This is a genomic window from Flagellimonas alvinocaridis, from assembly GCF_965248585.1.
Lineage (GTDB): Bacteria > Bacteroidota > Bacteroidia > Flavobacteriales > Flavobacteriaceae > Flagellimonas > Flagellimonas alvinocaridis.
Genome location: NZ_OZ252111.1, coordinates 239,728 through 258,711, shown reverse-complemented (window position 1 = coordinate 258,711; position 18,984 = coordinate 239,728). Strand labels below are relative to the sequence as shown.

The window sequence follows — 18,984 nt, the reverse complement described above, 5'->3', positions numbered from 1 at the left end:
TAGATATTTTATGTATATTAGCTGTATGGATGTGATTGAAATCAGCAAAGTTTTATCCAATAAAACTAGGGTTAATATTTTAAAATGGTTGAAAAATCCCGAGGTAAATTTTCCGCCCCACCAAGATATTGACCATTTTGATGATGGGGTATGTGTAGGGTATATCCAAGACAAGACAGGATTGTCGCAATCCACCATTTCTACCTATTTGAACAGCATGCAAAATGCCAATTTGGTCATCCCTACCCGACATGGAAAATGGACCTATTACAAAAGGAACGAAGCGGTGATCCAGGCCTTTGTTGAAACCCTGAAAAATGAATTGTAATTTTTTTGGAATACATATTGAGATTTAGCGAAATGTAAATATTATGGAAAACTGCATCAACTACAATTGCTGCCCCGAAACCCAAGTTTCAATGGGCACATCACAAATGATTGTCAAAAGAATTCGGAAATGGCTTACCTCTATTCGAGTGGAAGGGGCAGAGAATATGTCAAAAATCAAATAACAGATACATGAAAACTATTGGAATGATCGGGGGAATGAGTTGGGAATCCTCAAAAATGTACTATCAATTCGTCAATGAAATCATTCGTGAAAAACTGGGAGGTTCGCACTCTGCCAAAACCCTACTCTCTTCGGTGGATTTTGAGGAAATTGAACGGTATTCCTTTTCGGGCGACTGGGATAAAATTGGTGATATCATGGCCCTTCATGCCAAAAAATTGGAAACTGCCGGGTCCGATATCGTACTACTTTGTACAAATACCATCCATTTGGTAAGCCAGGCCATTACCCAAGCCATTGACGTTCCCTTTTTGCATATTGCTGATGCCACTGGAGAGGCCATCCGCGAGAAAGGAATGAAAAAAGTGGCGCTATTGGGTACAAAATTCACGATGGAAAAGGATTTTTACACCAAAAAGTTACGGGAAGACTATGGTCTTGAGGTTTTGATTCCCAATGAAACGGATAGGGAGCTTCTTCAATCCATGATCTATAATGAGTTGGTCAAGGGCGTCTTTACGAATGCCTCCAAGACCGTTTGTTTGGATATCATCAAAAAGATGGAATCACAGGGAGCCGAAGGTGCCATTTTGGGTTGTACCGAGCTGCCCATCCTTGTACCGGACCATGAAGCCTCTATACCCACATTCGATACCGCCAAGATCCATGTTCAAAAAGCCGTTGAATTTGCATTGGCTTAATACCGGTTTGATCAAAAATCGGTTCCTTTGTACCCATAGAGACCTATAGTATGAAAAAAATTTACCATTTGGGCAGCTGCTCAACCTGTATACGTATTTTAAAGGAATTGGAACCTTTACAGGGTGTACATCTCCAAGAAATAAAATCGGAGCCCATGACCCCTGAGCAAGTGAAGGAAATGGCGACCTTATCGGGAAGCTACGAGTCCCTCTTCAGCAAAAGAGCCATGCTCTACCGTGAAAAGGGATTGCATGAAAAGGAACTTTCCGAAGACGATTACAAAAATCTCATCCTTGAACATTATACCTTTTTAAAAAGACCTGTTGTCCTAGTTGATGGACAAATCTTTGTTGGCAACTCCAAGAAAGTGGTCCAGGCCGCAAAAGAGGCCCTGCATTAATGAGTAAAAGAACATTGGCCATTTTAGCCGCCCTTGGGGCAACTGCCATCTATGGCATTAACCACACCTTGGCAAAAGGGGTTATGCCCATGCACGTAAAACCCTTCGGGTTTATTATGTTGCGTGTTGGTGGGGCGGCCATCCTGTTTTGGGCCATCTCCTTTTTTGGCCCCAAGGAGAAAGTTGAAAAAAAAGATTGGGGCCGACTCTTGATCTGTGCCATCTGTGGAATGTCCGTGAACATGCTCTCCTTTTTTAAGGGGCTTCAACTCTCCACGCCTATCAACAGTGCCGTATTGATTACGATCACACCAATTATTGTGGTGGTGCTTTCATCGTTCTTTTTGAAGGAAAAAATTACCCTCAATAAAAGTTTGGGTATTCTCATGGGTTTTATCGGTGCCGTCGGATTGATTCTTTTCGGTGCCGAAATACGTCAAGATGCGCCAAACATTCCTCTTGGGAATTTTCTTTTTATCGTCAATGCCACATTTTATGGAACGTATCTAATCGTGGTAAAGACCCTTATTGAAAAATACCATCCCTTTACCTTGATGAAGTGGCTCTTTACCATTGCCGTGATCATCAATATTCCCATTACTTTACCGGAATTTTTGGAAATTGAATGGTCTTCCATGCCCCTTTGGGCCTATGGTTCCATAGCATTTGTGGTGGTGGGCACCACTTTCCTCACCTATCTGTTCAATGTATTTGCATTGACTCAGCTCAAGGCATCCACCGTTGGGGCCTTCATTTATGTGCAACCCCTGATTGGGATATTGTTTGCTTTAACGCTGGGGAAAGATCATTTGTCCTGGATAAAAATCCTCGCCACGGCATTGGTATTGGCAGGGGTGTATCTGGCCAGTATGCGGCCTAAGCCAAGTCCATAGGTTTTTGAACAAACTTTCGGGTGTCTTCTTTGGTCAAGGTCTTGAACCCTTCGGATTTTTCCATTTGGTTGAACGCATCCAGGAATTGCTGGGGCAGCCCTATGAGTTTTCGTTCCTTAAGGTCGATCCATGCGCCCATCATCTGGCATCGGGCAAAGTTTCTTCCCTTGCTGTCATAAAAATCGTGATGGAACTCAAAGAACATACCATCTTCGCTCATCCCTTCAAATCCCAATGAGACCTTTACAGGTTTTCCAGCGAATACTTCCTTGAAATAGTACATGTGCTCGTAAAAGACCACAGGGCCAATATTGTGCTCGGCCATCCCTTTTTGGTCAAATCCCAATTGGCCCAAGTAAGCCATCCGGGTATGGCTCATAAAATTAATGTAAGCCGAATTGGCCAAATGGCGATTGGCATCCAAATCGCTCCATCTAATATCAAATTCCTTAAAAAACATAGCGGGTTATTTTGTTATGCATGCATAATAATTGTAAAATTACCATAGTTTTCAGAACTGAGTCCCATAAAGTGCGATTATAAATCCTATTTTTAAACATAGTTTAACACAAACCTCATGAGTGAAAAAGCCGAATTTATCAAAGATCTTTCCTTACCCGCTATAGCTGCTCCGATGTTTCTTATCTCTAGTCCCAAATTGGTGGTGGAGTGTTGCAAAAATGGTATCGTGGGAACATTCCCGGCCCTTAACCAACGCACCAGTGAAGGTTTTGAGGAATGGCTCATCCAAATAAAATCGGAACTCAAACAATTCGAGGAAGAAACGGGCAAAAAGCCGGCCCCTTTTGGGGTAAACCTTATTGTGCATCCCACCAACCCCAGATTGGAAGCCGATGTAAAACTCTGCATGAAACACAAAGTCCCATTGGTCATCACCTCCTTGGGTGCCGTGAGCCAAGTGGTCAATGCCATTCATAGTTACGGTGGTCTGGTGTTCCATGATATCATTAAAAAACGACATGCAGAAAAAGCGGCCGAGGCGGGTGTGGATGGACTTATCCTTGTTTCTGCTGGAGCGGGCGGGCATGCGGGGAACATCAACCCCATGAGTTTGGTGCACGAAGTGAAAAAAATCTTCCACAAAACCATCATCCTTTCAGGGTGTATCAGTACGGGACAGGATATTGCTGCTGCCATGCAAATGGGGGCCGATTTGGCTTACATGGGTACCCGTTTTATCAATACTGAGGAAAGCAAAGCTCCCGAAGAATATCGGAACATGATCATTGAGGCCGGGGCTAGCGATGTTGTCTACACCGCCGCCATTTCTGGTGTACATGCCAATTTTTTGGCTGCCAGCCTAAAGGCTGCCGGGATTTCGGAGGAAGATTTGAAAAAAGACCGAAAGATAGATTTTGGCAAGGAACTGAACACCGAGGCCAAGGCCTGGAAGACCATCTGGTCCGCAGGACAAGGGGTTACTTCTATTGATGACATACTACCTGTTTCGCAACTGGTGAAAAATTTAAAGCAGGAATTCAAAGAATCCATTGAGGCGCAATACCGGTTATTGGATACCTTTCCAAAGGAATGACCCCAGTAACTTTTCTTTTGTATTTTGGTAAGGCATAACCAACAATGACACTACCATGTACATCAAAAGAAACATCAGCTGGCATATCATTTTACTTTACGCTTGGAAAAATCTTATTTTCTTTATCCTTTATGCTGGTATTATTTTTTATCTATACCTTGCTTTGGGGTGGACCCATATTGATATTCCTTTTCAGCCCCTATCGGTAATCGGTATTGCCGTTGCTTTCTATATTGGATTTAAGAACAGCCAAAGTTATGATCGCTTCTGGGAAGGCAGGAAAATTTGGGGAGGCATTGTAAATTACTCTCGTACTTGGGCCAACAACGTACTGAACTTGGTGGAGAATGACCGAAAAGCACAGGTTACCCTAATTTACAGACATATTGCTTGGATCAATGCACTGCGCATCCAATTGCGACAGCCCAATAGTTTTTCATTAAGGGAAAACAGGGTCCTTGAACGCATTTTTGACAGACACGGGGAAAGGAACCCGGCTTGCGATGCAGCGGAACAGTTTTTGTCCACAGAAGAAGTGAACGATTTGGAAAACCGAAAGAATGTGGCCACACACCTCATTAAAAATCAAGGAAAACAATTAAAGCAGCTTTTAAAAGAGGGAAAAATAACGGAGTTCGATAAGCAAATTTTTCATCATGATCTGGAGGAAATGTACAACCTCCAAGGAATGTGCGAGCGTATCAAAAACACACCGTTCCCCAGACAATATGCATATTTTAGTACAGTTTTCACTTGGATTTTCATTCTTCTATTGCCTTTTGGACTCCTCAACGTTTTTGAGACTCAACTCCTGAGTATGGACACAGCTCTTAATTGGTGGTATCTAGGACTCATGGTCTTCTTTTCAGTATTGATTTCTTGGATGTTCACCACAATGGAAAAGGTGGGCAGCAATAGTGAAGACCCCTTTGAGGGCCGCATCAACGATGTTCCCATGACCGCGCTATGCCGTACCATAGAAATAGACCTCAGGGACATGTTGGATGAACAAGATCTTCCTGGGAAAGTAGAACCCCAACAAAATATTTTGTACTAATGCCCTTGGTTCCTTCCAGTTATACCCCTCCTGCATTTTTCAAAAACGGACATTTGTCAACCATATATTGTGGCCTTGCCCGTAGGGTAAACGGTCTGATTCAAAAAAGGGAACGTTTGTATTTATCGGACGGGGATTTTTTGGACCTGGATTGGAGCAATTCCATCACTCCAACAAGAAAATTAGTTCTGTTGTTGCATGGTTTGGAAGGTGATGGCCAACGACCCTACATAACCGGAAGTGCGAAGCTGTTCAACCAAAATGGGTTTGATGCCTGTGCCCTAAACTACAGGGGATGCAGCGGTGAGCCCAATACACTATACCGTTCCTATCATTCGGGGGTTACCGAAGATCTCGAGGAAGTGATCACCTATATCCTCAGCAGCTATCCCTACTCGGAAATCTATCTGAATGGATTTAGCTTGGGCGGTAATCTTTTGCTCAAATATTTGGGTGAAAGAAGCGCCGTCCCCAAAGAAATCAGAGGAGCCGTGGCCATATCGGTGCCTTGTAGCCTGCACAGTTCCTGCCAACAATTGCTTACTCTAAAGAACATACTATACGCCCAACGATTCAAAAGGCATTTGATTGCCAAACTAAGACAGAAACAACATCTTTTCCCGGAACGTATCACAGGTTCCGATATCAAAAACATCAAAACCCTCAAGGATTTTGACGATATCTACACGAGTAGGGCGCATCACTTTAAGGATGCGTTGGATTATTATACCCAATGCAGCTCGCTCCAGTTTCTTCCTAACATCAAAGTTCCCAGTCTCGTCATCAACGCAAAAAATGATTCGTTTCTTGGTCAGGACTGCTACCCTTTTCACGAAGCGGACACCAACCCTAACCTCTATCTAGAAGTTCCAAAATATGGAGGCCATGTGGGCTTTTGGGGTAAAAACAATCAAACCTATACAGAAAAGAGAAGCTTGGATTTCTTTGATTCCCAATAAATAAATCACATTCTCAAGAAAGATTGTGCCCCATACCGCAAAAACCCTTAAAAATTCGACCTTAAATACCTATCTTAGTGGCTACAATTACACAAACTACAATTACATTCAGAATGAAAAAAATACTAGTACTCTTGGCATTGGGTGCCTTTGTGGCAAGCTGTGGCGGTAAAAAGGAAGAAAAAAAGGATGGTTTTGAGGTGAGTAGGACCAAAACCGAAGAGAAAAAAGCTCAGGCCAGTGAAGGTGTGCCTGTAGATTTGGACAACAAAGGAGTGGGGCCCATAAAAAATGTTGATTTTGCCGATGAGGTCAACGAAGAGATGGCGGCGCGTGGAAAAGCCACGTTTGAATCCATTTGTGTAGCATGCCATATGGTAGACCAACGTATGATCGGACCAGCTATGAAAGGTGTGTACGAACGAAGAAGCCCTGAGTGGGTCATGAACATGATTCTGAACCCAGATGGAATGTTAAAGGAAGATCCTATCGCCAAGGCATTGCTTAAAGAATACAACAACGCCATTATGCTGAACCAAAACCTTACGGAAGAGGAAGCCAGAGATGTGGCGGAATACCTTAGAACACTATAACTTACTAGAATAATACATCTTTGAAATGCTGTTGTCTTCCTTGAAAGCAACAGCATTTTTGTTTTTATATCAACTATGGATTCAGCATCAAATAAGAACAATGCAATCGCCTTTTATAAAATGGCGTATGAGGGAAACCCCAAAGCAGCTGTCGAAAAGTATGTGGGAGATACCTATATTCAACATAACCCAGATGTGGCCGATGGCACAGAAGGCTTTATTTCTTATTTTGAGAGAATGCAAAAGGAATACCCCAAAAAATCCATCGAATTTGTACGATGTATTTCAGAAGGAAATTTGGTTGCCCTTCACACCCATCAAATCTGGCCAGATAATGATGAGTATGTCACCATGGATTTTTTCCGTTTTGATGAAAAAGGTAAAATATGCGAACATTGGGATGCCATCCAACAAATCCCAAAAAAATCTGCCCACACCAATAAAATGTATTGATCATGAAAAAAAATATCCTAACACTGATTCTAGTTTCCATCACTTTATCCATGTCCAATGCCCAGGATCTTAATGGTGCGTGGGAAGCCACACTAACCAATGATGAAGGAGTGGCGGTACAATATGTCACAATTGTTTCCGATGGTTTTTTCTCGGAAGCTTTCTTTGAAAAAGAAAACGGAAAATTCATCGGTACCAAAGGAGGCTCTTTTTCTTCGGACAATGGAATGCTCACTTATACACTGGAATTTGCCTCCTTTGATTCTGATATGGTCGGCTCAACAAATTCTTTCCCTTACAGTTTTAAAGATGGAAAGCTTTATGTTGGGGAAAAGGTTTGGAGTCGTATTGATGACGGCAGCCCTGGTGATTTAAAAGGTACATGGTTAATTTCTGGACGTATGCAGGACGGAGAAGTGATCAAGCGGGATACATCAGGTCCCAGAAAGACCATGAAAATCCTTTCCGGAACTCGATTTCAATGGATCGCCTACAGTATCGAAACCAAAGCGTTCATGGGAACTGGTGGAGGTACTTATACCACCGCAAATGGCAAATACACTGAACATATTGGGTTTTTCTCCAGGGACGATTCAAGAGTAGGGGCAAGTCTGGAGTTCAATTTCGAACTTAAGGACGGTGATTGGCACCACTCTGGATTAAGCAGTAAGGGTCAGCCCATCTATGAGGTTTGGAGTATTCGAAAAGAGTGAAATCACTTCTTATCAATTAATTAACCTGTTGTACTAAAGCCCATTACATTATTTTTTAGTACTTTTTACCTCCATTAACCATTAATTTCCCACAAATGAAAGTCTCTACCTTTCTTTTTTGCACAGTTTTGCTATTGACGGGTTCCTGCAATCCAAAATCTGATGATTCTTCCGCATTGTTTGATATTACTTGGGAGCTGGAATATATATCTGGCCCCCGAATTGCCTTTGAAGGCCTTTTCCCGAACAAGAAACCTCAAATAATGTTTGATCAAGAATCTGGGAAAGTCATGGGTAATGATAGTTGTAATGGCTATTCGGCAGAGTATACCATGGACGGAAATTCTATTTCTTTTGGAGAACCCGGCCCTACCACCATGATGTTCTGTGGCGGTGGCGAAAGACAATTCCTGAACATGATGCAAAAAATAGACGGATATGCCATGGAAGAAGGTAAGCTCAATTTACTTATTGGTGATGTTCCCATGATGCGTTTCAAAAAAGTTGAACCATGAAAAAGTTAATACCACTACTCTGCTTTGTCATATTATTTTCCGGTTGCGTGGAGAAGAAAAAAGAAGAAAGCACAAACGAGGAAGAAGCAACACAGAAAGATACCGTACAGATCAAGACGGTTGAGCCCCTTGCCTTAAAAATTGACGATAGTTATTTTAAGGCCAATGGCACGGAACCTTTTTGGGGACTAAAGGTAAAAGACAACCGCGTGGAGTTGAACATGATGGAAGATACCATTGTCACGCCACATTCAGCCCCTATCAAAGTCCAAGATGCCAATATTAGTATGTACCGTATACAGACTGAAGCAGTTTCTTTGGATGTGATCATAGCACACAAGGAATGCACCAATGCCATGTCTGGGGAAAAGTCGCCGTATACCGTGACCATTGCCTATAAATATACCGGCGAGGAAGAAACCCATGCCTTGGAAGGATGTGGCACCTACATAACGGACTATCGTCTCCATGATATTTGGGTACTCGAAGAAATGGATGGCAAAAAGGTCTCCAAAGATGACTTTAACGGAAGGGACGTCCCTAATATGGAAATTGATATTAAAACCAATCGATTTGCAGGATTTGCGGGTTGCAATAGAATGACCGGGGGGCTTTTCTTTGAAAAAAATGTACTCCGATTTACCAATGCGGCCTCCACGAAAATGGCCTGTCCCAATCTTTCCGCTGAAGACAAATTCATGAAAAAACTTCAACGTAGCACAACCTACAAGATTGAAAATAATCGATTGTATCTGTCCAATGGTAGTGCGGAAAATCTTCTCATTTTCAAAAAAATCGACTGAGCATGAAAAAAATAACCTATCTATTTCTTGCGGCTCTTTTGATTGTTAGCTGCAAAACCAAAACGGAGAAAGAAAATACCGATTCCCACGCAGATACCCCCTCAATGGTTAAATCAAAACAGGCTCCTTCTCTGGAAGAAGGTTGTTATGTTTACAATGCCAATGGAAACCGGATTGTTTTTGAAATTACCGATGTATCCAAAACCATACTTGGAAACCTCAGCTACGCCTTAAAGGAAAAGGATGGCAATAAAGGAACTTTTGCCGGTGTTATGAACGACAGTATCCTTTTGGGTAAGTATTCCTTTGTGTCAGAAGGAAAAGAAAGCACCCGTGAAGTGGCCTTTTTGGTTGAGAATGGCCAACTCATAGAGGGATTTGGGGAATTGGACAGCACCGGAACGGCCTTCAAGGACCTTTCCGTTCTTAGTTTTAGTTCTTCAATGCCTTTGAGTAAAACAGAATGCGATACAGAACCCTAAAAACCCCCATACAAAGGTATTATGACATGAGAAAATTAATATTACTATTGCTGTTTCCCTTTCTTATCTCCGCACAAGATAATGCAGAAAACAAATCACAGTTCGTGGCCCTGTATACTGTTGGAAATCTTTGGAACAAAGACGTAGAACCCCAGAATCAACCTTATTTTAAGGAACATTCAGCTTTTTTGTCTAAGCTTAGAAAAGAGGAAACGATTATTTTGGGCGCAAGATTCAGCGATACAGGAATGATTGTTCTAAAAGCTGCTGACCTCGAATCTGCCAAAGCCTTGCTACACCAAGACGTTGCAATCCAAAATGGGCTTTTCACAGTTGAAGTGCATCCTTTTTATCCCTTTTACAAGGGATGTCTGGAGTGATCAATGGGGTTTATTTGTCCTTTTTTACCGATTTACACCTGCTTTTTGGCAAAAAAGCAAGCCTATCTTAATCAATAATCGGTTAATTTTATGGGATACTCTTAATTTCTGTTTGATGAAAACAAAAGTCTTTCCCCTGCTTGTCCTACTATGTAGTTTTGCCCTCACTGCACAATCCCCATCAGATTACACCATAGTCTTCACGTCGCAGGCAAAGGTCAATCTACATGAGAATGAGCGACAAAACATAAATTCATTTTTTGGGGTCGCTTTGGGCAGAAGAATAGAGCCCAAAACTGATTCTGATTGGGTATATTTTGACGAAGGTGGCTTTGTGAAATTTGCCTACCATTCCGATGAAAACATGGTATTGGACTCGTCTGAATTTATCAAATCCATGCAATTGGGACTTTTGGTTCCCTCAACGGAATATGAAGCTGTTCAATCCATTATCAAAAATTATGGCGCTCCTCCAATGCTCCCAGAAGTTGAAAAATATCAAGATCATGCCCATTTTTACTATTTTCATGCCCCAGGGGGCCAAGTCTTCCGAATTGTAAACTCAGAAAAAACACTTCCCAAAAAAGGCGGGGTTCTTTTTGATGCCGAAAAAGCGGAAAAATACGGGGCGGATGACTATGGAATGAAAAAATACGTTTTTGCATTCTTAAAACGAGGCCCCAATCGTTCCCTTCCCAAAGAAGAAGCGGACGCATTGCAGATAGCCCATTTAGAGAATATTGGAAAATTGGCCCAAGAAGGCAAGTTGGTCCTTGCTGGACCATTTTTTGGCAATGATGACTTACGGGGCATTTATATTTTTAATGTGGATTCGTTGGAAGAAGCCAAAACACTTACCGAGACCGACCCTGCCATCCAGGCAGGCAGCTTAACCATGGAACTCAAAGAATGGTATGGTTCGGCCGCTCTTATGGCAGTAAACCAAATTGGCCTTACCTTGGCCAAAAAATCCATTATGGATTAATTCTTTTTTAATTATGACTAACCTTTCTTTTACCAAGTTAATTGGTTGTGCCTTCTTTTTTATTTTCGCAATGAAACTACAAGCCCAAAATATGGAATTACCCTACCATCAAATTCCCGATCATGCCGAAACATACAGTGCTGGCAATATTGTGTCACGAATGATCGATGGTTTGGGCTATCGCTATTATTGGGCAACAGAGGGTTTGACCGAAAAAGACCTGCAATACAAACCTTCTGCGGATGGACGCAGCCTTTTCGAGACCATGGAACACATCTACACCATGTCCAACAATATTGTATTGGCCCCAGATGCAAAGCCTTATGAAAGGCCCAAGGCCCCCCTTAACTATTCCTACGATGAGCTTCGTGAACTGACTCTTACAAACCTACTAGCGGCCAGCCAGAAAGTTCTGGGAAAAAACTCCAAAGAAATGGAAGATTTTAAAGTGATTTTTAAACAAGGTGATAAACAGTCCGAATTCCCATATTGGAACATGATCAACGGGATGCTTTCCGATTGTATTTACCATACCGGCCAAATTGTACTGATGCGAAGGGCCAGTGGCAATCCCCAAAACCCTAATGTGAATGTGTTTCTTGGGAAAACCAGGGAATAGTCTATTTGTCCACCACAACCTTATAGGTTGGATCTTCCAGCACATTTACCTCGATAATATCATCCGCATTGGCCAACAACCTCCTACAATCCCTGCTCAGGTGTTTTAGGTGAAGTTTCTTTCCTACTTTTTTGTAGCGTTCGGTAATCTTGTTCACGGCTTCAATGGCAGACATATCCACCAATCTGCTTTCGGCAAAATCGATAACAACCTCATCGGGGTCATTGAGCACATCAAACTTTTCGGCAAACAAGGTAGTGCTGCCAAAGAAAAGAGGACCATAAATTTCGTAATGCTTCACCCCTTCTTCATCGATATGTTTTCTCGCACGGATGCGTTTTGCATTGTCCCATGCAAACACCAAGGCAGAAATAATGACTCCCACCAAGACTGCCAAAGCCAAGTTATGAAGGAATATCGTCACCAAAGTTACCAGCACCATGACCAATACATCGGATTTAGGCATACGGCGGAAGGTTTTTAAACTCGCCCATTCAAAAGTTCCCAATGCCACCATGATCATTAGCCCTGTCAATGCGGCCATAGGCACTTTTTCAATAAGGCTAGACCCAAACATGATGAACACCAACAACATTAACGCAGCAAAAATTCCAGACAGTCGTGCCCTGGCACCATTGGAAGTATTGATCAAACTCTGCCCGATCATGGCACAACCACCCATTCCGGAAAAGAACCCTGAAAGGATGTTAGCCGTACCTTGAGCCACGGCCTCCTTGTTTCCCCTACCACGGGTCTCGGTAATTTCATCAACAATATTCAAGGTGAGCAAACTCTCGATCAAACCTACGCCTGCCACGATAGCCGCATAGGGAAATATAATCTGTAGGGTTTCCAAAGTAAGGGGCAGATCAGGGATATGAAAGGGAGGAAAAGTTCCTTCAATGGAAGCGATATCGCCAATGGTCCGGGTATCCAGTCCCAAGAAAAATACAAGCCCGAACACCAAAAGAATTGCGGCCAAAGACGCTGGAATCGCCTTGGTCAATTTGGGAAGTCCCCAAATAACGACCATGGTCAGCAGTACCAATCCAAGAAAGATGAACAAAGTGCTCCCGGTCAACCATTCGCCATCCGCAGTTTTAAATTGGCTCATTTGCGACATAAAAATAATGACGGCCAACCCGTTCACAAACCCAAAGATTACAGGGTGGGGCACCAAGCGCATCAACTTCCCCAAGCGAAGCAATCCGGCAGTCATCTGCAAAATTCCTGCAAGAACCACCGTTGCAAAAACATACTCAACGCCATATTGCTTTGCCAAACTCACAATGACCACAGCCACGGCTCCAGTAGCACCAGAAATCATTCCCGGTCTACCTCCCAATATGGAAGTGACCAACCCCATTACAAACGCAGCGTATAGTCCGGTTAGGGGAGACAAACCTGCAATAAAGGCAAATGCAATAGCTTCTGGCACCAGGGCAAGTGCAACAGTCAAGCCCGATAAAATTTCTGTGCGATAGTTTACTTTTTGGGAAAAATCAAAAAGGTTGAGATATTTTTTCATGGCTTCTTTCTTGAAGCGGGCAAAAGTAGCATTATTAAATGCAAGACCCTAATAAGCTCCTTATTTTTAAGGATTTGATGATCTACCAGTTGGTCAATCCCAATACCTTTTCACCCAACGCGCTTAATTTTGCGGTTTCGTATTTGGTCTGTTCCCATTTTCTGGGGTCTCCGGGAAAGGCATACCCTTCAGGGGCAATTCTATTTTTCCAAGAATTGATACGCCAATTTCGCATTTCTTCATTGTCTTCTTCAGCGGGCATCATGGAAATGTATTGTGCAATCCTAACCTTATTCCCTGATTTATTTGGACGAATCCCGTGGGGTTGGGTACTATTAAAGATCAATAAGTCACCCGCTTCCAATTTCACCTTCACGATTTTGTCTTCCAAGCCCGTAACATCGGGTTGAAAATGGTCGCGGTCTTCGGGTTGTGTCAGTTTCCATGTATCGTAGTTTCTGTAAAGCCAAGGAATACACTGGAATCCTCCCATATTTTCATCAGTTTGGTCTGCCAATGCCAGAACGCCCTGTACATTTTGCGGTTTGGTTTCTGGATCATAATCCCAGTGGATAAACCCTTTTTTGTTTTCACCGGGCCGTTGGGGCATGTTCAAGTTGGCACGATCAATGGTCACCCATAGCTTTTCAGTTCCCCAAATGTCCACAAAGGCATCGTATACTTTTTGGGTTTGCCGATTGTTCCATAAATGTTGATGGTTATAGACCTCTACCATTCCGGTTCCCGTAAGTTCTTTCATTTTCATTTCTGCCCGGGCAGGAGCGTACCAGGTGTCCGGATTGTTTGGATCCTTTTCATCAAACTCCCATAAAAAATCGGCAGTGGCCTTGGCCTGCTCCTTCGGAACAGCATTTTTAATGACAATGTACCCGTTCTTTAACCAGAATTCCCAATCCTCCTCGGATAAAACCCGTAAAGGTTCCCCATTGGACCTATCGTTCAATTTAATTTTACTACTGGTCGCCGTGGATGGGTTACCCGGTATTTCTTCGTGGGCCTTGTTGGCCATTTCCATGTTCTGTTGCTGTTGCATTGTATGTTTTTTTGATTCAATACTCTAGATGCCAAAGCTATGGGTGAATCAAAATGGTTTCCACCGTGGGATTGACCATAATTTGTACTATTTTGATTTTTATTGATTATTTTTAAAAATATTTGAGCAATACAATGAAAATTCAACTAGAAAACATACAACCCAATGATAAGAGTTCCTTTCATTTATTGCACAATCCCAAATTGAACGATCTCTTTTTCTGGCATTTTCATCCTGAGTTCGAGCTGGTTTATATTGAAGGTGCCAATGGCAAACGACATGTTGGTCAACACACCTCCAACTTTAAGGGCAGCGATTTGGTGCTGATCGGTTCCAACATTCCCCATTTGAATTTTGATTACGGTATTAAAACAACGTACCATAAAGAGGTCTTGCATATTAGTGCATCCTTTAAGGAAAAGGTGTTTGCCGAAATCGAAGAGCTTGAGGATGTCTATGAACTATTGGAAAAATCGCAGCACGGTATTGCCTTCTTTGGGGCAACCAAGGAGACTATTGGAAACATCATGAAGCAATTGCAAGCCATGGACCGGTTTGGACAGTTCCTTAAAATTTTACAGTTGCTCAAAATTTTGGCTCAAAGCAAGGAATTTGAGTTGCTGCATTCCAATCCCATCATAAATGATAAAGCCAACAAACAGCAACAGCGTTTGCAAAGGGTGTACTCTTATATTGATGAGCATTATTCCAAAAAAATTGCATTGGATGATGTTGCGGAATCGGTAAATCTGGGTAAGGAGGCTTTTTGCAGGTACTTTAAAAGGAATACAGGAAGTACTTTTACGCATTTCTTGAACCAGTACCGAATAACCCAGGCCAAGCGGCTTTTACTTACTGGAAAAAATGTTAGCGAGGCTTGTTATGAATGTGGTTTTGAAAGTTTATCTTATTTCAACAGGACCTTCAAAAAGGTAAGCGGCGAAAACCCTTCGAGCTATAGGAATGCTCATGTATAAAAAAACCGCCTTAAGCAAAGTTGCTCAAGGCGATTCTTAACTAAATAACCAACCAAAAAACTTATTTGTATAGTCGAACACTTTATTTTTTCCTTACATTTTACGTTGGCGAACCACGTTCATTAACGCATTTTTAACTTTCACGCGTTTTTTTCCAGTGTCAATACCTAATTTTAAGTATTGCATATACCCTCTTCCTGTAAACTCATAAATAGTTCCGCTGGAAACGTGGTACAACTCAATGGTGCTATCATCCATAACATAAAGTTCAAAGTAATCATCGCCCAAATAGTCGTAATCCAATGTTAAGGTCTTAAGTGTAGCATCGTTCTGCACATCATAAACTTGGTAGATTCCTTGGTAATCCCATTGCAAATTGCTCAATGGAATTCCAGGGGCATCAATGGAGGACCTAAAAGACCCATCATTGCTTACAGGAAATTGCAGATAGTTTTCCTCATCAAATTCATTAATGGCGCCCACTTCACTGGTATAGGTCTTTTCCCAAACTTGGTATTCCTGCAGAAAATATTGGATATTGTCATAAAAGACCTGATCATAATCAAAATTTCTGCTTTGGTATCCCCTTAGTACATATGAGGTGTCGGAATAAGGGTTGTACAGTTCCAAAGTGTTGCTGTTCAATGCATACACTTCCATTAGCCAAAGTCCATCAACATCATGGTCTACCTCAACGGCTCCGGACAAGGTTACATAGTTGCCAACATCTATCCCTAATCCGTTTCCTGTTTTTCCAATTCCTACCAAGTTATTGTTGGCATAAACCACCCCTCTATCAAAAGAAATGGTAAAAGCATGTTGCAAAAATGGGACCTCGCCATTACCCTTGGTTACATTAATATCTACATACCATAAATCGTAACTCTCTAAAACCAAGGCGGTATTTATGGGAGATTCGGTGATATAATCATCATCCAGAATAACCTCGGTGTAGCAAGAACTGGCCAAAAGGCCTATCAATAATATTCCAAAAAGTAGTTTTCCAATTTTCATAGTCGAGGTTTTAAGATTCAACAAATCTAGACCAAGCATTGTGCCAAAAATTATAATGTTTTGATAATCAGATGATAATGTATGCTCTGATATATTTTTTAGCTTTGCCCCGTAAATGGTATCCATGGAAAATAAATTGAGATTTGGGGTTTTTGGTGGAGGAAGCTGGGGAACCGCTTTGGTTAAGATGCTATCGGAAAACCAGAACAAGGTGGGATGGTATATGCGGAACGACTCTGCCATAAGGCATATCCTTAAAGAAGGTCATAACCCCAATTATTTAAGTTCTGTGGAATTTGACGTGGGTCAACTCAATCTTAGTCACAATATCGACCAAATTGTGGAAGCATCCGATGTGCTCATCTTTGCCATTCCTTCTGCTTTTTTGGATAAGGAACTCAAAAACCTCCATGTTGATCTAAAGGACAAAATCATCTTTTCGGCCATAAAGGGGATTGTACCAGAAAGCGGTCTTATTGTCGGAGAGCATTTTCATAATCAATACGACATTCCGTTCGAGAACATTGGGGTAATCACTGGGCCTTGTCATGCCGAAGAGGTGGCCTTGGAACGCCTTTCATACCTTACCATTGCCTGTGCCGACGCCAACAATGCCAAACTGGTGGCACAGGGATTGAAAAGTGATTATATCCGTACCAAGATATCCGATGACATCATTGGAACGGAATACGCCGCCATGCTCAAAAATATTTATGCCATTGCCGCCGGTATTGCGCACGGATTGGGCTACGGCGATAATTTCCAGAGTGTTCTGATGAGCAATGCCATCCGGGAAATGAAACGGTTTATTGATCGGGTGTACAAAATGAAACGGAATATTAACAACTCGGCCTATTTAGGTGATTTGTTGGTGACCGGATATTCCACTTTCAGTCGAAATCGCCTGTTCGGCAATATGATCGGGAAAGGCTATACCGTTAAAAGTGCCATGATGGAAATGAATATGGTTGCCGAAGGATATTATGCCACCAAAAGTGCACACTTGCTCATGGACAAGTTGGAGAAAAAGTCCAAAACACCCATCATCAATGCTGTGTACCAAGTGCTATACAAAGAAAAAAACCCTAAAAAGGTTTTTGAAAAGTTAACCGATAAATTGGACTAATCCCTATCCAACGAAAAGTTGGAATGTTCTTCCAACTCTTCTTCCAAGGTTTTATGGAATGCCCCTATTTGGTCATCCGTATACCCAAAAGCCTTTTGAAACTCATCCAATACTGCGTCCTTGTATTGGCGAACACTATCGATGTCAAAATACAACCGTCCGGTTCGTCTAATGAAAAAATCCATGGGGTTAAGGACCATTTCATGGGCAATGGCAAATTGTGCTTCTGCCCTGATTATGCGCTCATGCACATCAGGATTAGTTAGGGCCGCATAGTGCTCTAGAACGGTCTCGGTCTGTTTGCCATAGGTGGTTACCAGATACCACGCGTCGTATTCAGAAAAACCACTGTCTTGGATACGGTCAAAAATCTGTGCGATGTACTTTTTTACGTGCTTGAACTTTTTAAAATCGCTCCCGCAAAGTGGTATTTTATCTGTAATGCAGGGATCTAATAAAATCTCATGATCCTCTTCCATTTGCTTGGCGATACGGTTCACGGTGCGTTCCGCCATTTTCCGATACCCGGTAAGCTTACCTCCAGCAATGCTCACCAACCCGGTATCCGAGGTAAAGATCTCATCCTTTCGGGAAAGCTCCGAGGCCGATTTGCCTTCTTCATGAATCAAAGGCCGCAGTCCTGCCCACGACGAAATGATATCGTCCAACTCAAGATTGATGTCCGGGAACATATGGTTTACAGCAGAAATTAAATAAATGGCATCGGCAATATCCGTGGTCACATGGTCTTTGTCTGCATTGTAATTGGTATCCGTAGTCCCAATATATGTTACCTTGCCTCTTGGAATCGCAAACATCATCCGTCCGTCCGGGATATCAAAATACACGGATTGCCTTACCGGGAGTTTTTCTTTGGGAAAAACCAAATGGACGCCTTTAGTCAAATGCAGTCTTTTTCCTTTTTTGGAGTGGTTCATGCTTCTCAACTCATCTACCCAAGGTCCCGCAGCGTTGATAACATACTTGGATTTTATGCTGATTTCCTTTCCAGTGACTTCATCTTTGAGGGTTACCCCGGCCACTTTTTCGTTTTCATAGATGAAATCCGTAACCCCAGCATAGTTGAGCACCTGTGTCCCATAATGAAGACTGGTCTTGATGTTCTCCAAAGTGAGTCTGGCATCATCGGTACGGTATTCGGCATAGTACCCAGCCCCGTTCAGTATCTTTTTCGGTAACAGGGGCTCCAGCTTCAAGGCTTCCTTTTTTTCCAACATTTGCCGCTTGTCATCCCCTGTGACTTGGGCCAAGATATCGTAGACTTTTAGGCCGATGGAGGTCAACCATTTTCCATAGGAACCGCCCTCGATCAAGGGCAGCAACATTTTCTCGGGAATGACCAAATGGGGGGCCAGTTTATGGACAATGGCCCTTTCGGAGCCTACTTCCTTCACCAACCAAAAATCAAATTGCTTTAAATAGCGAAGTCCTCCATGTATCAATTTAGTGGATTTGCTACTGGTGCCCGATGCAAAGTCGCCCTTTTCCAACAAAACCGTCTTTAATCCACGGGAAGAAGCGTCCAAAGCTATTCCCGCTCCGGTGATTCCTCCCCCGATTACCACGAGATCATAAGGCTCTTTGGCCAGTTTTTTTAGGATTTTATCCCGGTCCAGATTTGAAAAAGCAATGCTTCCCTCCATA

General features: G+C 42.4%; 23 protein-coding genes. 18 read left to right on the top strand and 5 right to left on the bottom strand.

Going from position 1 to position 18,984, the window contains the following annotated elements; genetic code table 11:
- The first annotated feature begins 10 nt into the window (after positions 1-10).
- The 4 genes from ACP14V_RS01160 to ACP14V_RS01145 all read left to right on the top strand — a co-directional run bounded on the left by ACP14V_RS01160 (position 11) and on the right by ACP14V_RS01145 (position 2,506).
- Positions 11-328 (top strand): ArsR/SmtB family transcription factor, encoded by a 318-nt coding sequence (locus ACP14V_RS01160; protein ID WP_272609245.1) that lies wholly within the window; start codon positions 11-13, stop codon positions 326-328.
- A 191-nt stretch (positions 329-519) separates the two neighbouring features.
- Entirely contained in the window at positions 520-1,212 is a 693-nt protein-coding gene (locus tag ACP14V_RS01155; protein WP_272609244.1) for an aspartate/glutamate racemase family protein, read from the top strand.
- 50 nt (positions 1,213-1,262) lie between these two features.
- Positions 1,263-1,613, top strand: coding sequence for an arsenate reductase family protein (locus tag ACP14V_RS01150; protein ID WP_272609243.1), 351 nt, complete (start codon positions 1,263-1,265; stop codon positions 1,611-1,613).
- Entirely contained in the window at positions 1,613-2,506 is an 894-nt protein-coding gene (locus tag ACP14V_RS01145) for a DMT family transporter (protein WP_272609242.1), read from the top strand. Before ACP14V_RS01150 ends, ACP14V_RS01145 begins: the two co-directional genes overlap by 1 nt.
- Here ACP14V_RS01145 and ACP14V_RS01140 read toward each other — a convergent pair.
- Positions 2,490-2,966: an acyl-CoA thioesterase gene (locus ACP14V_RS01140; protein WP_272609241.1), complete on the bottom strand. Its 477-nt coding sequence runs from the start codon at positions 2,964-2,966 to the stop codon at positions 2,490-2,492. The two genes, ACP14V_RS01145 and ACP14V_RS01140, sit on opposite strands and share 17 nt — an antisense overlap.
- Positions 2,967-3,083: 117 nt before the next feature.
- Here ACP14V_RS01140 and ACP14V_RS01135 point away from each other — a divergent pair, with 117 nt between their 5' ends.
- The 12 genes from ACP14V_RS01135 to ACP14V_RS01080 all read left to right on the top strand — a co-directional run bounded on the left by ACP14V_RS01135 (position 3,084) and on the right by ACP14V_RS01080 (position 11,620).
- The gene (locus tag ACP14V_RS01135) at positions 3,084-4,061 is read left to right on the top strand and encodes an NAD(P)H-dependent flavin oxidoreductase (RefSeq protein WP_272609240.1); all 978 of its coding nucleotides are present in this window, start codon (positions 3,084-3,086) and stop codon (positions 4,059-4,061) included.
- Between the two features lie 55 nt (positions 4,062-4,116).
- Positions 4,117-5,118, top strand: coding sequence for a bestrophin family protein (locus tag ACP14V_RS01130; protein ID WP_272609239.1), 1,002 nt, complete (start codon positions 4,117-4,119; stop codon positions 5,116-5,118).
- The gene (locus ACP14V_RS01125) at positions 5,118-6,077 is read left to right on the top strand and encodes a YheT family hydrolase (protein WP_272609238.1); all 960 of its coding nucleotides are present in this window, start codon (positions 5,118-5,120) and stop codon (positions 6,075-6,077) included. The genes ACP14V_RS01130 and ACP14V_RS01125 overlap by 1 nt, the downstream gene beginning before the upstream one ends.
- A 113-nt stretch (positions 6,078-6,190) precedes the next feature.
- The gene (locus ACP14V_RS01120; RefSeq protein WP_136565225.1) at positions 6,191-6,670 is read left to right on the top strand and encodes a c-type cytochrome; all 480 of its coding nucleotides are present in this window, start codon (positions 6,191-6,193) and stop codon (positions 6,668-6,670) included.
- A 75-nt stretch (positions 6,671-6,745) separates the two neighbouring features.
- Entirely contained in the window at positions 6,746-7,123 is a 378-nt protein-coding gene (locus tag ACP14V_RS01115) for a nuclear transport factor 2 family protein (RefSeq protein ID WP_136565224.1), read from the top strand.
- Positions 7,124-7,125: 2 nt separating this feature from the next.
- Positions 7,126-7,836 carry a membrane or secreted protein gene (locus ACP14V_RS01110; protein ID WP_272609237.1) on the top strand — a complete coding sequence of 237 codons (711 nt, stop codon included), beginning with the start codon at positions 7,126-7,128 and terminating at the stop codon, positions 7,834-7,836.
- A gap of 95 nt (positions 7,837-7,931) precedes the next feature.
- Entirely contained in the window at positions 7,932-8,351 is a 420-nt protein-coding gene (locus ACP14V_RS01105) for an META domain-containing protein (RefSeq protein ID WP_272609236.1), read from the top strand.
- Positions 8,348-9,154, top strand: coding sequence for an META domain-containing protein (locus tag ACP14V_RS01100; protein ID WP_272609235.1), 807 nt, complete (start codon positions 8,348-8,350; stop codon positions 9,152-9,154). Before ACP14V_RS01105 ends, ACP14V_RS01100 begins: the two co-directional genes overlap by 4 nt.
- A 2-nt stretch (positions 9,155-9,156) precedes the next feature.
- Entirely contained in the window at positions 9,157-9,636 is a 480-nt protein-coding gene (locus tag ACP14V_RS01095) for a hypothetical protein (RefSeq protein ID WP_272609234.1), read from the top strand.
- Between the two features lie 26 nt (positions 9,637-9,662).
- Positions 9,663-10,016 carry a YciI family protein gene (locus tag ACP14V_RS01090; RefSeq protein WP_272609233.1) on the top strand — a complete coding sequence of 118 codons (354 nt, stop codon included), beginning with the start codon at positions 9,663-9,665 and terminating at the stop codon, positions 10,014-10,016.
- Positions 10,017-10,131: 115 nt separating this feature from the next.
- Positions 10,132-11,001, top strand: a complete 870-nt coding sequence (locus tag ACP14V_RS01085) for a YciI family protein (protein WP_272609232.1) — start codon at positions 10,132-10,134, stop codon at positions 10,999-11,001.
- 91 nt (positions 11,002-11,092) lie between these two features.
- Positions 11,093-11,620, top strand: coding sequence for a DinB family protein (locus tag ACP14V_RS01080; protein ID WP_272609231.1), 528 nt, complete (start codon positions 11,093-11,095; stop codon positions 11,618-11,620).
- Position 11,621: 1 nt separating this feature from the next.
- On the opposite strand, the gene ACP14V_RS01075 is transcribed toward ACP14V_RS01080, so the two are convergent.
- Together ACP14V_RS01075 and ACP14V_RS01070 are read right to left on the bottom strand one after the other, a co-directional pair.
- Positions 11,622-13,148, bottom strand: coding sequence for a SulP family inorganic anion transporter (locus ACP14V_RS01075; protein ID WP_272609230.1), 1,527 nt, complete (start codon positions 13,146-13,148; stop codon positions 11,622-11,624).
- 82 nt (positions 13,149-13,230) lie between these two features.
- The gene (locus tag ACP14V_RS01070; protein WP_272609229.1) at positions 13,231-14,202 is read right to left on the bottom strand and encodes a phytanoyl-CoA dioxygenase family protein; all 972 of its coding nucleotides are present in this window, start codon (positions 14,200-14,202) and stop codon (positions 13,231-13,233) included.
- A gap of 134 nt (positions 14,203-14,336) precedes the next feature.
- Between ACP14V_RS01070 and ACP14V_RS01065 the strand changes: the two genes are divergently transcribed.
- Positions 14,337-15,179: a helix-turn-helix transcriptional regulator gene (locus ACP14V_RS01065; RefSeq protein WP_272609228.1), complete on the top strand. Its 843-nt coding sequence runs from the start codon at positions 14,337-14,339 to the stop codon at positions 15,177-15,179.
- A 93-nt stretch (positions 15,180-15,272) separates the two neighbouring features.
- Here the strand turns inward: ACP14V_RS01065 and ACP14V_RS01060 are convergent, their stop codons facing one another.
- Positions 15,273-16,193, bottom strand: coding sequence for a nicotinic acid mononucleotide adenyltransferase (locus ACP14V_RS01060; protein WP_272609227.1), 921 nt, complete (start codon positions 16,191-16,193; stop codon positions 15,273-15,275).
- Positions 16,194-16,317: 124 nt separating this feature from the next.
- Here ACP14V_RS01060 and ACP14V_RS01055 point away from each other — a divergent pair, with 124 nt between their 5' ends.
- Positions 16,318-17,319, top strand: coding sequence for an NAD(P)H-dependent glycerol-3-phosphate dehydrogenase (locus ACP14V_RS01055; RefSeq protein WP_272609226.1), 1,002 nt, complete (start codon positions 16,318-16,320; stop codon positions 17,317-17,319).
- Here ACP14V_RS01055 and ACP14V_RS01050 read toward each other — a convergent pair.
- Positions 17,316-18,983, bottom strand: a complete 1,668-nt coding sequence (locus ACP14V_RS01050; RefSeq protein ID WP_272609225.1) for a glycerol-3-phosphate dehydrogenase/oxidase — start codon at positions 18,981-18,983, stop codon at positions 17,316-17,318. The genes ACP14V_RS01055 and ACP14V_RS01050 overlap by 4 nt on opposite strands.
- Position 18,984 lies beyond the last annotated feature (1 nt).